Source organism: Pseudomonas sp. MS15a(2019), from assembly GCF_013277805.1.
GTDB lineage: Bacteria > Pseudomonadota > Gammaproteobacteria > Pseudomonadales > Pseudomonadaceae > Chryseomonas > Chryseomonas benzopyrenica.
Genome location: NZ_VBTN01000003.1, coordinates 99190 through 112226, shown reverse-complemented (window position 1 = coordinate 112226; position 13037 = coordinate 99190). Strand labels below are relative to the sequence as shown.

Below are 13037 nucleotides of genomic sequence, written 5' to 3'. Positions count from 1 at the left end.
TGCCCTCGCGACACAGCACGACTGACAATCATTCTCACCTTCCTCGACGAACAGCCCTGACGCTTGTTCAGGGCTTTTTTGCCGATCCCTGTCCAGATCGGCGACTGCTTCTCACCTCCTAGCCGGCGATCTCCCGCAGGGCATCGCGACTGGCCCGCTCGCGCTGCTCACCGACCAGTTCCACCAGGCGGCCGCCATCCATCTTCAATAGCCGATCGGCCTGATCGAAATAGGCGTCGTCATGGGTGATGGCAAATACCGTCAACCCCGCCGCCTTCATCAGGGGCAACAGCTCCCGATAGAACAGCTGGCGAAACAGCGGGTCCTGGTCGGCGGCCCACTCATCCAGTAGGACGATGCTGCGCCCCTCCAGCATGGCCAATAGCAGAGCCAACCGCTTGCGCTGGCCCTGGGACAGGCGGGTATCGCTCAGCCGCCCCTCCGCCACCCGCACTTTGCGCTCCAGATGCAGGCGTCGCAGCCAAGTCTGCACCTGAGACCCCTCGGCAAGCGTGCCATCGGGCCCGAGCAGGCGATCGAACAGATGGAAGTCGGTAAAGACCGCGGCGAACAGCTGGCGATAGGCCGTCCGATCGGCCACGCCCACGACCCTGTCGTCCACCGCGATGACGCCGCGTTGCGGCTGATACAAGCCGGTCAGCAGACGCGCCAGGGTCGACTTGCCACTGCCGTTACCCCCCATCAGGAACACCGTCTCACCGCGCCTGAGCGTAAGATTCAAGGGTCCCACATCGAAGCCCTGCTCATCGCCCTGGGTCTCGTAGCGATACTCCACGCCACGCAACTCCAGGCGCTGCCAGTCTCCTGCGAAGGCCGGCACCGACTTGGCGAAATCTTCCGCGGCGGGCGCCAGGGCCAGAGCCTCCACCCGCTCCAACGCCACCTGCCCCGCCATCAGCGGTGGTAGCGCCCCGACCGCCATCACCAGCGGCGTGCGCAGGAACAGGATGGTCAGGGCATAGGTGGCGGCCACCTCGGTGCTGGCCCAGCCCAGTCCGTTCGCCAGGTAGAACGCCAGGCCGATGGTGCCCAGCACCATGGTGTTGGCCCAGTTGCTGGCGAGGGCGTTGTAGCGATCCGCCAGCGTCACGTGCTCGCGATAGGCGCTGGCGTTGTCCTCGAAGTCCTCCTCGAAGAAACGCTGGGCGCGGGCACGATTCAGCGCCAGTTCCTTGCGCCCCTCGATCAGCGCCTGGTAGTCCGCATAGAGGCTATTCTCCGCATCGCGCAGCAGATGCAGATGGCGATTGAGCCGCGTCACCAGCAACCAGCCCAGGCCCAGGGTCAGGGTCATCCAGGCGAGCGTCACCAGGAACAGCGACCAGGACAACCAGGCCATATAAAGGAACGCCGCCAGGCTCAGCACCGCGCCATAGAGCAGCCCAGGCAGCTGCACGAAGGCCAGGGTGAGGTTGCGCAGGTCGCTGGATAGACTGGCCAGGATGGCCGGCCCCCCCACGGCCTCGAGGCGTTCGATATCGGTATCCAACACCCGCTTCACCACCTGCCGCCGCAGATCGTAGACGAAGCGATGGCCCAGCGCGGTCAGGGCCACCTGGGCGCCGGCAGCCATCGCCAGCAACAGTAGCAGCAACCCGAGGAATTGCAGCAGCGCCTCGGTCGGCGCTGTCTGGACGGTCACCAACCGCCAATTGATGAAGGCGATCACCCCGACGCTGAGCAAGGCACTCCCCAGGCTGAGCAACAGCACCAGGGTCGTGGCCAGCGGGCGATAGCGCAGGATGAGGCGGATGAGGGTCATGGGCGACCTCGCTTCGGACAGTTACGGGCAAGACAGTTGCCGGTCAGGGAGTTGCGACAATGCACGGTAGCGTCCTGCAGCAGGACATTGACCAGCGCCGGCGAGGCACCGATCCGCCGGGCGACATCACGCTGGGTCAAGCCCTCAACCCGACACAGGGTGATCACATCCTGGGTGCGGGGCGGCAGCTGCCGCAACGCCCGGACCACTAGCCCGATCTCCTCCCGGGCCTGGACCACTCGCTCGGCGGACACCTCGCCCGGCACCCCTTCGGCCTGTTCATCGGGGCTGGTGAACCAGCGCTCCTCCAGCTTCCGGCGGCGCAGCTGATCGACCGCCAGATTCTGCACCACCCGATACAGATAGCGCGAAGGCTCCACGACCTCCCGGGAATCGCGCTGCTCCCAGAACTTGAGGAAGGCGTCTTGAACGATGTCTTCGGCACGCTTGCTACAGCCGAGCAACCGCGTCGCGATTCCGAGCAGGCGGCTACGGTGATGATCGAACAGCTTTCCCAGCGCCGGACCCTGAGCGGCGCCCCCCTGCCCGACCGGCTGCGGTGGTGAAGCCTGAAGGGTCGGCGGGGTGACCTCATCAAGGGGAAACCCGGGCTGACGTGACGCCTGAAGTGGAGCAAGCAGCGATAGCATTTTTGCGTCCATGTAAAACTAGGAACGCGAAACTCTAATTGATACTCATTCTCACATCAACGAACCGTTTAACGTTTCGTGATCCTGCTTGTTGAGCACTCTTGGAATGGGCGAGGGCCAAACCCTTAGCGGCTTAGCGAGTTTTGCGAAGAAGCATGCCTCGACAGTTATACCCGGCGCAAAGCGCGGGCAGGTAGAGCGGCGCCGCAGACTCTAGACAGCCGATGGCCACCGTGCCCGAGACCCTCTCGTTTTCCACCTTGGCGTTCTGTTCCAGTTCCTGGGACAACTGCAACAGTACCTTGGCCTTTTCGTGGAGTCGGCGCCCGCTGGCATGGCCCAGGGTCACAAGCCGGACGAATTCATCACCCAGGCGCAGCTGGATGGCTGCAACGTCATGCTGGAGCGGGTGTTGGCCTTCGCCTGTCGCTGACTCGATCATTCCAGTTTGCGGAATGCTGAAGTGACCAGAAGGCCCATTCCCTCGCGAAGGTTCTGATTCCAAGCTGGTAGCACCTGTCGGGACCACCCTTGGCCCCGATGCCTGCCAGGAGTCGGCTCATGCAGCTCTATCACACCCCGCTGTCCGGTCATGCCCATCGTGCTGTGCTCTTCGCCTCCTTGTTGGGATTAGAGGTCGGGCTGATCGACGTCGATATCCCGGGCGGCGCCAATCGCACGCCTGAATTTCTCGCCCTCAACCCCTTTGGTCAGGTACCGGTCCTGCGGGATGGCGAAACGGTGGTCGCCGATGCCAACGCCATCCTCGTCTACCTGGCGAAAAAGACGGGCCGCAGCGACTGGCTGCCTGAGGACCCGGCTGGTGCCGCCGCCGTACAGCGCTGGCTGTCGGTAGCAGCCGGCGAGCTGGCCTATGGCCCGGCGGCGGCGCGCTTGATCACGGTATTCGGCGCCCAGCTGGATGCCGACGAGGTCATCGCCCGCGCCCATGTCCTGCTCGAACGCCTGGAGGCCCACCTGGCCTCGCGAGACTGGCTGGCGGCCGCTTACCCGACCGTCGCCGATATCGCCCTCTATAGCTATTTGGCCGGGGCGCCGGAAGGCAATGTGGATCTGGCACCCTACGCGGCCGTGCGCGCGTTCCTGCAGCGGGTGGAAGCCTTGCCGGGCTTCGTGCCCTTCCCCCGGACCGCGGCAGGCCTCAGGACCTGATCGCGCGTCGCCTAGCTGGAGGTCACGGTCATGCACGAATCCCTACCCACCTGGCACGCCGGTGAAACCCTTATTCAGGAACGCCTGGGCGTCCGTGAGCGCATGGCGGCCCTGGGTCCGCGGGTGATCCGCTCGTTCATGCCTGACCAGCATCGGCAGTTCTTCGCGCAGTTGCCCTTTGTGATACTGGGCAGCGTCGATGCCGAGGGGGCGGCCTGGGCGACGATCCTGGCAGGCCAGCCCGGCTTTCTCGCCTCGCCCACGCCCACCACCCTGGACATCGCCGCCCGTCTCTCAGCCGAGGATCCGGTAACCCCGAGCCTGGGCGACGGCGCCGCCGTGGGCCTGCTCGGCATCGAGTTGCATACGCGCCGCCGCAATCGCATGAACGGCACACTCAGCGTCACTGCCCAGGGTCTGCGCGTGACGGTGGACCAGAGCTTCGGCAATTGCCCGCGCTATATCCAGCTGCGCGATCTGAGCGTCGTCCACGCGCCAGGCCCGCCCCCGGTCGCATCGGTGGAGAACCTCGCCTGCCTGGACGCCGATGCTCGCGCGTTGATTGCCGGCGCCGATACCTTTTTCGTCGCTTCCTATGCCGACCAGCAAGGCCAGCGGCGGGTCGATGTCTCCCATCGCGGCGGCAAGCCGGGCTTCGTCCGGGTCGGCGCCGAGGACCTGCTGACCATTCCCGACTTCAACGGCAATCTGTTCTTCAACACCTTGGGCAATGTCGTCGCCAACGGCCGGGCCGGGCTGCTGTTCATGGACTACGAACACGGGGATCTGCTGCAGCTGAGCGGCACCGCCGAGGTGCTGTTCGACTCGCCGGAGATCGCGGCTTTCGACGGGGCCGAGCGGCTCTGGGCCTTTCGCCCACGGCGGATCGTTCGCCGCCGCGCCGCCCTGGCGCTGCGCTGGAGGGCCCAAGCCGGAGGAGCGTCGGACAGCAGCCAGCTGACCGGCAGCTGGCTGGAAGTCGAGCGGCGCCTGGAGGCTGGGGCCCAGGGCCGCCACTGGCGCCCGCTACGCATCGCCCGGATCGTCCAGGAGAGCACCACCATCCGCTCCTTCCATCTCGAACCCGTGGGCGCCGCCGGCTTGCCTCCCTATCAGGCCGGTCAGTTCCTGCCGATTCGAGTGACACCTCGGCCGGGCCAGCCCTACCTGGTGCGGACCTATACCCTGACCTCCCTCCCCGCGGACGGTCGCTACCGCATCAGCGTCAAGCGCGACGGTCTGGTCTCTCAGCTGCTCCACGACCAGTGGCGCGAAGGCGATTTGATCGAAGCGCGAATGCCCGCCGGCGACTTCACCCTGGCACCCGCTGACACTCGTCCCCTGGTGTTGCTGGCCGCCGGAATCGGCATCACCCCACTGCTGGCCATGTTGCGGCAGCTGGTCCATGAAGGTCGGCGAACCGTCACGCTGTTCTATGGCGCCCGCACCAGGGCGGAACGGGCCTTCGACAGGGAGCTCGCCGAGCTGCTGGCCCAGGCGCCGGAGTCGATACGGATGATCAGGGTGCTGAGCGATCCCTCCGATGCGCTTCCCGGGGTGGACTATGACGCCGCCGGACGCATCGAGATGGCGTTGCTGGAGCGCTACCTGCCCTTTGGCGACTACGACTTCTACCTCTGTGGTCCGGCTGCCTTCACCCAGGGGCTCTATGACGGCCTGCGGGGTCATGGCATCGAGGATGATCGTATCCATGCCGAAGCCTTCGGGCCGGCTGGACTGATGCGCACCGTCACGGCGACAGCGGAAGTAACCCGCCCAGCGGTGTCCACCGAGACCATTCCGGTGCGCTTCACGGCGTCCGGCCGGGAGGCGCGGTGGACGCCTGCGGCCGGCAGCCTGCTGGAACTGGCCGAGGCCCAGGGGCTGGAGCCTGCGTTCAGCTGTCGCGAGGGGCACTGTGGCAGCTGCCGCACCCCCTTGCTCAAGGGCGCCGTTGCCTATCTCAAGGAACCCGCCGCGGCGGTGGGCGCCAATCAGGCGCTGCTCTGTTGCGCGCGGCCCGCGGCCGGGTCCGCGCCGCTGGAATTCGATCTCTAGGCTGGTCAGCCTGGTCGGGTCGACTACCATGCACCTCTGGCCGGTCCGCTCCGGCGCCGTGAGGAAGACCCCGCAGATGGATCGTTGGCAGGCGATGCGCGTGTTCGTGAAGGTGGCCGAAACCGAGAGCTTCGCCCGCGCGGCCCGGGAACTGCACCTGAGCGCACCGGCGGTGACGCGCCTGGTGGCCGGCCTGGAGGCGCTGGTCGGCGCCCGCTTGCTGGTGCGCACCACCCGCTCGGTGAAGCCCACCGAGGCCGGCGCCCGCTATCTGCAGGATTGCCGGCGCATCCTCAGCGAGATCGCCGAGGCGGAACTGGCCGCCGCCGGGCACCAGGTCGAGCCTTCGGGCACCCTGGCGATCACCGCACCGCTCTTGTTTGGCCAGCTACACGTACTGCCGCTGGTGCTGGACTTTCTCGCGCTCTATCCGGAGATGCGCGTCCGTACCTTTTTCGTCGACCGGCAGGTGAATCTGTTGGACGAGGGCATGGATGTCGCCCTGCGCATTGGTCAGTTGCCGGATTCGGGGCTTACCGCCATCCAGGTCGGCCAGATGCGGCGGGTGGTCTGCGCGGCCCCGAGCTATCTGGAGGCGCGCGGTACTGGTACTCCCGCCACTCCAGCCGCACTCAAGGAGCACCGCATCCTTGTCTGCCAGGGCGCCTGGGCCTCGCCGGAATGGCGCTTCGCCCGCGGACAGCGGGTGGTGGTGGATCCGCTGTTGCTGTGCAACACCAACGAAGCCGCCATCGCCGCGGCCAAGGCGGGGCACGGTCTGACCCGGGTGCTGCATTACCAGATCGCCCCGGCGCTGGCCGAAGGCAGCCTGAGGATCGTGCTGGCGGACCACGAGGAGGCGCCCCTGCCGGTGCACCTGGTCTATCCCCAGGGCCGCCAGGCGGCGGCCAAGGTCAGGGCCTTCGTCGAACTGGCCGTGGCGGCGTTGCGCGGTGATCCGCTGTTTGGCGAACCGTCCGACTGAGCGGGCCTATTGGCCACCGCACAAACTGCGGCCAGGACACGCCGAACGCGTTCCGCCACCGCTCGTGCAGCGCCAATTCGGCATCCGCCGCCGCCACCGCTCCCTAGACTCAGGGCCTGACCTGCCTTTGGGAGCGCCACCATGCCGCTGCACCTCGATCTGCAAGACCCCCGTCTGTTCAAGGAATCCGCCTATGTCGACGGCCACTGGATAACCGCCGATAACGGTGCCACCTTCGTCGTGGAAAACCCTGCCACCGGCGAGACCATCGCCCAGGTAGCGGCCCTGGATGCTACGGAAACCGCCCGGGCCATCGCCGCGGCGGAAGTGGCCTGGCCAGCCTGGCGCGAGCGTCCGGCGGCCGAACGCGCGGCGCTGCTGGAGCGCTGGTACGCCCTGATGCTGGAACACCAGAATGACCTCGCCCTGCTGATGACCCTGGAACAGGGCAAGCCCCTGGGCGAGGCCCGTGGCGAGATCGCCTATGGCGCCAGCTTCGTCAAATGGTTCGCCGAGGAAGCCCGGCGCAGCTTTGGCGACATCCTGCCCGCCCCGACGCGCGATCGCCGCGTGCTGGTGCTCAGACAACCGGTAGGCGTCGCCGCCGCCATCACCCCGTGGAATTTCCCCAACGCCATGATCACCCGCAAGGCCGCGCCGGCGCTGGCGGCCGGCTGCCCGGTGGTGATCAAGCCCTCGGACCTCACCCCGCTCTCGGCCCTGGCGCTCGCCGAACTGGCCGACCGCGCCGGCTTTCCGCCCGGAGTATTCAACGTGCTCACCGGGATGCCCGCCGGCATCGGTGGCGAACTGACCGGCAATCCGGCGGTGCGCAAGCTGTCGTTCACCGGCTCCACCCGCATTGGCCAGCTGCTGTTGGCGCAGTGCGCGGCCACGGTGAAGCGCACCAGCATGGAGCTGGGCGGCAACGCCCCCTTCATCGTCTTCGACGACGCCGATCTGGACCTGGCCGTCGCCGGGGTGTTGCAGAGCAAATTCCGCAACGCCGGCCAGACCTGCGTCTGCGCCAACCGCATCCTGGTACAGGACGGCATCCACGATCGCTTCGCCGAGCGCCTGGCCGCCGAGGTCGCCAAGTTCAAGGTGGGCAACGGCCTGGAGACCGGAGTGACGCTGGGTCCGCTGATCAATCGCCAGGCGGTGGACAAGGTGGCCCGCCACGTCGACGACGCCCTGACCCAGGGTGCCAGGGCCCTGTTCGGCGGCCTGCCCAGCGGCCGTGACCGGTTCGTCATCCCCACGGTGCTCACCGGCGCCACGGCGGACATGCTGCTGGCCAGCGAGGAGACCTTCGGCCCGGTGGCGCCGTTGTTTCGCTTCCGCGACGAGGCCGAGGCCCTGGCCCTGGCCAACGCCACGCCCTACGGCCTGGCCGCCTACTACTACACCCAGGACCTGCGCCGCGCCTGGCGGGTGGGCGAACGGCTGGATTTCGGCATGGTGGCGCTCAACACCGGCACCCTGTCGATGGAAGTCGCACCCTTCGGCGGCGTGAAGCAATCCGGCCTGGGCCGCGAAGGTTCGCACCTGGGGTTGGACGAGTACCTGGAGGTGAAGGCCTGGCACCTCGGCAGCCTCGCCTAGGCTTATCTGAAAACTGCCTGCGCTCGGCCATGCTGCGTTGAAAATCAGCTGGGTCGCCAGTCCGATCGGAATGCTCATTTACCACTCGTAAACTCCGCTTCCTCACTGATTTTCGCCTTGCCTGACCTTCCCTCGGCAACTTTTCAGAAAAGCCTATGAACGCTTTTGGCGGCAGGCAACCGAAAATGCCGCCGCCCCCAAGCAAAACAGCCGATCGCGATGCCGGGGCCAGCAACTTCAGCGTTACCGACCCCAGGGCCTGCGTAGGCTGGAACTCTCGCCCCTGCCTGGAGTATCGCCGCATGAATTCCGCTGCCAAAGCCACCGAACGCCTGCTGGGTTATCGCGAACAAGGCGTGCCCCGCGGCATCATCACCGCCCACCCCGTCGTGGTGGCCCGCGCCCAGGGCAGCGAGGTCTGGGACGTGGATGGTCGCCGCTACCTCGATTTCGTCGGCGGCATCGGCGTGCTCAACGTCGGTCACAATCACCCGCGGGTGGTGGAGGCCGTCCGCCGCCAGGTCGGGGAGATCTCCCACGCCAGTTTCCAGGTGATGGCCTACGAGCCCTACCTGGAACTGGCCAGCCGCCTCAACACCCTGATCGGCGATGGTGAGGCCTACAAGACGCTGCTGCTGACCTCCGGCGCCGAGGCGGTGGAAAACGCCATCAAGATCGCCCGTGCCCACACCAAAAGGCCCGGGGTGATCGCCTTTCGCGGCGGCTTCCACGGTCGCACCCTGCTCGGCGTGACCCTTACCGGCTTCGCCCAGCCCTACAAGCAGAATTTCGGGCCCTTCCCTGGTGACATCTATCACGCGCCCTACCCCGATGCCTTCCGCGGGGTGGACAGCCAGCAGGCCCTGGCCGGCTTGCGCGAAGTGCTCGCCACCCAGGTCTCCCCCGACCAGGTGGCTGCCATCCTGATCGAACCGGTACAGGGCGACGGCGGTTTCCGCCCGGCGCCGGTGGAATTCCTCCAGGGGTTGCGCGCGCTGTGCGACCAGCACGGTATCGTCCTCATCGCGGACGAGATCCAGACTGGCTTCGGCCGTACCGGCAGCCTCTTCGCCTTCCAGCAGACCGGCATCCAGCCCGACCTGGTGACGGTGGCCAAGAGCCTGGCCGGCGGCCTGCCGCTTTCCGGGGTGGTCGGCCGCGCCGCCATCATGGACGCGCCCCTGCCCGGTGGCCTCGGCGGTACCTACGGCGGCAACGCCCTGGCCTGCGCCGCGGCCCTGGCGGTCCTGGACATCTTCGACGAGGAAGACCTGGTCGCCCGTGGGATCGCCCTGGGCGAGCAGCTGCGCAGCGGTCTGGTCGATTTGCAACGCCGCCACCCGCGCATCGGCGAGGTCCGCGGTCGCGGCTTCATGCTGGCGGTGGAGATGGTGGGCGCGGACGGCAGGAGCCCGGACGCCGCCCTCGCTCAGCAGGTCATCGAGGGCGCTCGTCAGGCCGGATTGCTGGTGATCAAGTGTGGGGTGGAGCGCAATGTCATCCGTTTCCTGGCGCCTCTGGTCACCACCGAGGCACAACTGGCCGAAGCCTTGCAGATGTTCGGCCAGGCTCTCGCCCAGGCTGGTGCCTGAGGTCAAACGTAACGCCGCCCGGCCCGGCTGTGGCAGCGCCAAGGGAATCCGACCATGAGAATCACGCGTTACCAGGCCCTAGGCTTTTCCTGCTACGGCACCCTCGTCGACCGTGAAGGGGGCATCCTCGAAGCCCTGCGCCCCCTTGTGGCGCAGGCGGGCCTGAGCACCCATCCCGACTGGCTGCTCGGCAGCTACCACCGCCTGGCCCGCGAAATGCGCCAGGCGGCTCCCACTGCCAGCCAGACCAGCCTGCACCTGCGCATTCACCAGCGACTGGCGCAGGAGTTGCAACAGGAAGCCGACCTGGATGCCAGCGTGGCTTTTGGAAACGCCACGTCGTGCTGGCCGGTGTTCGAGGATGCTCCGGGCGCGCTGCAGTACCTGAGCAAGTTCTATCGATTGGTGTTGCTGGCCTCGCCCGATGACGGCGAGGCGGCAGCGGTCACGGCGCGCTTGCCTGAGGTGTTCGCCGCCGTGATCCCCAACCGCGGTGGCGATCTGCGCCAGGCGTTGGACAACACCCTGGAAGAACTGGGCTTGGCGCGTGGGGATTTGCTGCCCATCAGAGGCAGTGAACCGGACGATCCCTGGAGTGCCCTGGTGGATTTTCCCCTGTGTACCCTGCGCCGTGATCGCTCGCGGCCCTGGAACCTTTCGCGGCAGGCCCTGGATGGCACGCGGTGCGAGTACGCGAGTCTCGCCGACCTGGTGCATGCGCACCAGACCGCCCTGCGTGCCTAACCTGCCGTTCACGATTGCGAGGAACGACGATGGACGCCGCAACAAAACTGGATCGCATCGACATCAACATCCTGGTGCAGCTGCAGAAGGATGGCCGGATGACCAATGTCAGTCTCGCCGAAGCCGTGGGCCTCTCCCCCAGCCCCTGCCTGCAGCGGGTCAAGCGCCTGGAGGCGGCCGGCTACATCAGTGGCTACGAGGCCCACGTCAATCTCGCCAAGATCGCCAACTCGGTGACGGTTTTCACCGAGGTCACCCTCTCCGACCACAAGCGCGCCGACTTCGTGAAGTTCGAGTCCTTTATCCGCGGGGTCGACGAGATCCTCGAATGCCACCTCATCAGCGGGGGCTACGACTACCTGCTGCGCTTCATGTGCAGCAGCATCGGTCACTACCAGGAATTGATGGAATCCATCCTCGACCGCAACGTCGGCATCGAAAAGTACTTCAGCTACATCGTCATCAAGTCGCCGGTGGTCAAGAACGCCCTGCCGCTGCGCAGCTTGATCAAGGCGGGCTAGTACTCCCCGGCTCGACGCTCCGCCAGCATCCCGCTGCCGGAGCGCGCCGTTCCTAGCGCAGGATGCAATAGAGCTTGCGTACCGTCTCCCGACTGTCCCAGGCCATGGGTGTCGCCGCCGGCACCAGCACCGCCTCGCCCGCCCTGACACTGCAGGGCGCTTCACCCTCGACGGCCAGGGTCACAGAGCCGGCATAGAGCAGCATCAGTTCGCAATGGGGATTGGTCACTGCCTTGCGCACGTAACCGGTGCATTCCCACATCCCTACCCGCAAGGCGCCGCAGCCGCTTTCGAACAGATCGCAGCCGGTGGCCGTGGGCTCGGGACTGAGCAAGACGCTGGCCGCCGGTGGCGACGAGGGTTCGCGCGGAGCCGAGGGATCCAGCAGCACGGGCGCCTGGGGCATGGCGCCTTCGCTGGCGCGGCCGGGAAAGGCCATGAACAGGCGACGTAGCTCGCCACTATGACGCCAACGGCAACTCAGGCCCCGGGGCAGGACAAAGGCATCGCCGGCCTTGAGCTGCAGGGCGCCACCGGCCCACTCCAGCTGCAATTCGCCCGCTTCGAGAATGCTCACTTCCACCCAGGGAAAGTCATCCAGCTGGCAATCGGCGAAGTGGCTGGTGGCGCAGCCCATGACATAGCCCAGGCGGTCGTCGTGCAGGTGCAGTTCCCGGCCGGCAGCCAGGGGATCACTGTGCAGGGGCTGCAGCGCGCGCGGCAGCTGCCGGTCATTGGGCGGTTGGCAGTAGTGCAACAGGGGCATGGCGGATCCTCACGACCAGAGGCGCGGCGGGCATGCCGCGGACAGGGTCAGTATCGGTCGCCAAGACGGCCGGGTTATGGCGTTTCCGGCGCGAGGCAGCACAGAAGCTGCCGTTTTTCCCAGATGCGGCGCAGTTTCCACCGCACCACCGATCATGGCGGCGGCAGCGGAGAATTCGGGACAAACTACCGCGCCCTTGCGCCATCCTTGAGCTTTGCCGGAGACCTTCCCATGACGCTGCTCTACAAGGCCGATCCCGAACGTGGCCAGGCCTGGCGACGCCTGTTCCAGGATCGCGCCCCCGATATCGCCTTCCGCCAGTGGCCGGACGTGGGCAATCCCGAAGAAGTCCGCTACCTGGCCTGCTGGCAACCGCCGGAAGACCTGGCCAACCGCTTTCCCAATCTGGAGGTGCTGTTTGCCACCTCGGCCGGCGTCGACCAGTTCGACCTGAACCTGTTGCCGCCAGCGCTGCCCGTGGTGCGGATGCTGGATCCCGGTATCGTCGCCGGCATGGTGGAGTACGCGACGCTCATGGTGCTGGCCCTGCATCGCCAGCTGCCGCGCTACCTCGACCAGCAAGGCGCGGGGCGCTGGCAGGAACATGCCCTGGTGACAGCGGAGAACAGACGCGTCGGGGTACTCGGCCTTGGCCAGATCGGCCAGGCGGTGCTGGAGTGCCTGAAGAGCTTCGGCTTCGCGTTGTCGGGCTGGTCGCGATCGCCCCATGAGCTGCCAGGGGTACGCTGTCATGCCGGTCCCGAGCAGCTGCCGGCGTTTCTCGCCGATTGCGAGATCCTCATCTGCCTGCTGCCCCTGACCCCGGAAACGCGTGGAATTCTCGATGCCGAACTGTTCGCCGCCCTGCCTCGTGGCGCCAGCCTGATCAACCTGGGCCGTGGCGCCCAGCTGGTGGAAGCCGATCTGCTGGCGGCGCTGGACAGCGGTCAGCTGAGCCAGGCGATGCTGGACGTGGTGGAGCCGGAACCGCCCACGGCCGACCATCCCTTCTGGCAGCATCCGCGCATCTGGCTGACGCCCCACGTGGGCGCCATGACGGTGCCGGAAACGGCCTTCACGGTCTTGCTGGACAACATCCGCCGCCATCAGCGCGGCGAGCCGCTGCGTGGGCTGGTCGATCGGCAGCGGGGGTACTAGTC

At 66.9% G+C, this 13037-nt stretch carries 11 protein-coding genes; 8 read left to right on the top strand and 3 right to left on the bottom strand.

Features of this window, described 5'->3' with window-relative positions:
* Window positions 1-118: 118 nt before the first annotated feature.
* Together FEZ61_RS04205 and FEZ61_RS04200 are read right to left on the bottom strand one after the other, a co-directional pair.
* On the bottom strand, window positions 119-1783 hold the full coding sequence (locus FEZ61_RS04205; RefSeq protein ID WP_173147398.1) for a multidrug ABC transporter permease/ATP-binding protein: 1665 nt from the start codon (window positions 1781-1783) through the stop codon (window positions 119-121).
* Complete coding sequence (locus tag FEZ61_RS04200; protein WP_081594575.1) at window positions 1780-2433, bottom strand: sigma-70 family RNA polymerase sigma factor; 654 nt, start codon at window positions 2431-2433, stop codon at window positions 1780-1782. Before FEZ61_RS04200 ends, FEZ61_RS04205 begins: the two co-directional genes overlap by 4 nt.
* 561 nt (window positions 2434-2994) lie before the next feature.
* On the opposite strand from FEZ61_RS04200, the gene FEZ61_RS04195 reads away from it, so the two are divergent.
* The 7 genes from FEZ61_RS04195 (at window position 2995) to FEZ61_RS04165 (ending at window position 11111) form a co-directional block, all read left to right on the top strand.
* The gene (locus FEZ61_RS04195; protein ID WP_173147396.1) at window positions 2995-3606 is read left to right on the top strand and encodes a glutathione S-transferase; all 612 of its coding nucleotides are present in this window, start codon (window positions 2995-2997) and stop codon (window positions 3604-3606) included.
* Window positions 3607-3636: 30 nt separating this feature from the next.
* Window positions 3637-5664, top strand: a complete 2028-nt coding sequence (locus FEZ61_RS04190; RefSeq protein WP_173147394.1) for a pyridoxamine 5'-phosphate oxidase family protein — start codon at window positions 3637-3639, stop codon at window positions 5662-5664.
* Between the two features lie 76 nt (window positions 5665-5740).
* On the top strand, window positions 5741-6649 hold the full coding sequence (locus FEZ61_RS04185; RefSeq protein ID WP_173147392.1) for a LysR family transcriptional regulator: 909 nt from the start codon (window positions 5741-5743) through the stop codon (window positions 6647-6649).
* Window positions 6650-6790: 141 nt separating this feature from the next.
* Entirely contained in the window at window positions 6791-8254 is a 1464-nt protein-coding gene (locus FEZ61_RS04180) for an NAD-dependent succinate-semialdehyde dehydrogenase (protein ID WP_173147390.1), read from the top strand.
* A 302-nt stretch (window positions 8255-8556) separates the two neighbouring features.
* Complete coding sequence (gabT, locus tag FEZ61_RS04175) at window positions 8557-9846, top strand: 4-aminobutyrate--2-oxoglutarate transaminase (RefSeq protein ID WP_173147388.1); 1290 nt, start codon at window positions 8557-8559, stop codon at window positions 9844-9846.
* Window positions 9847-9900: 54 nt separating this feature from the next.
* The gene (locus tag FEZ61_RS04170; RefSeq protein WP_173147386.1) at window positions 9901-10590 is read left to right on the top strand and encodes a hypothetical protein; all 690 of its coding nucleotides are present in this window, start codon (window positions 9901-9903) and stop codon (window positions 10588-10590) included.
* A 29-nt stretch (window positions 10591-10619) separates the two neighbouring features.
* Complete coding sequence (locus FEZ61_RS04165) at window positions 10620-11111, top strand: winged helix-turn-helix transcriptional regulator (RefSeq protein WP_007161776.1); 492 nt, start codon at window positions 10620-10622, stop codon at window positions 11109-11111.
* Window positions 11112-11163: 52 nt separating this feature from the next.
* Here the strand turns inward: FEZ61_RS04165 and FEZ61_RS04160 are convergent, their stop codons facing one another.
* Entirely contained in the window at window positions 11164-11877 is a 714-nt protein-coding gene (locus tag FEZ61_RS04160) for a cupin domain-containing protein (protein ID WP_173147384.1), read from the bottom strand.
* A gap of 231 nt (window positions 11878-12108) precedes the next feature.
* Between FEZ61_RS04160 and FEZ61_RS04155 the strand changes: the two genes are divergently transcribed.
* Window positions 12109-13035, top strand: coding sequence for a glyoxylate/hydroxypyruvate reductase A (locus FEZ61_RS04155; protein WP_173147382.1), 927 nt, complete (start codon window positions 12109-12111; stop codon window positions 13033-13035).
* Window positions 13036-13037 lie beyond the last annotated feature (2 nt).

Excerpts from the sequence above, each read along its gene's own strand:
- FEZ61_RS04200 (WP_081594575.1), bottom strand. The coding sequence starts at position 2,433 with ATGCTATCGCTGCTTGCTCCACTTCAGGCGTCACGTCAGCCCGGGTTT.
- FEZ61_RS04190 (WP_173147394.1), top strand. The coding sequence starts at position 3,637 with ATGCACGAATCCCTACCCACCTGGCACGCCGGTGAAACCCTTATTCAG.
- FEZ61_RS04195 (WP_173147396.1), top strand. The coding sequence starts at position 2,995 with ATGCAGCTCTATCACACCCCGCTGTCCGGTCATGCCCATCGTGCTGTG.
- FEZ61_RS04185 (WP_173147392.1), top strand. The coding sequence starts at position 5,741 with ATGGATCGTTGGCAGGCGATGCGCGTGTTCGTGAAGGTGGCCGAAACC.
- FEZ61_RS04170 (WP_173147386.1), top strand. The coding sequence starts at position 9,901 with ATGAGAATCACGCGTTACCAGGCCCTAGGCTTTTCCTGCTACGGCACC.
- FEZ61_RS04155 (WP_173147382.1), top strand. The coding sequence starts at position 12,109 with ATGACGCTGCTCTACAAGGCCGATCCCGAACGTGGCCAGGCCTGGCGA.
- FEZ61_RS04160 (WP_173147384.1), bottom strand. The coding sequence starts at position 11,877 with ATGCCCCTGTTGCACTACTGCCAACCGCCCAATGACCGGCAGCTGCCG.
- FEZ61_RS04165 (WP_007161776.1), top strand. The coding sequence starts at position 10,620 with ATGGACGCCGCAACAAAACTGGATCGCATCGACATCAACATCCTGGTG.
- FEZ61_RS04180 (WP_173147390.1), top strand. The coding sequence starts at position 6,791 with ATGCCGCTGCACCTCGATCTGCAAGACCCCCGTCTGTTCAAGGAATCC.
- gabT (WP_173147388.1), top strand. The coding sequence starts at position 8,557 with ATGAATTCCGCTGCCAAAGCCACCGAACGCCTGCTGGGTTATCGCGAA.
- FEZ61_RS04205 (WP_173147398.1), bottom strand. The coding sequence starts at position 1,783 with ATGACCCTCATCCGCCTCATCCTGCGCTATCGCCCGCTGGCCACGACC.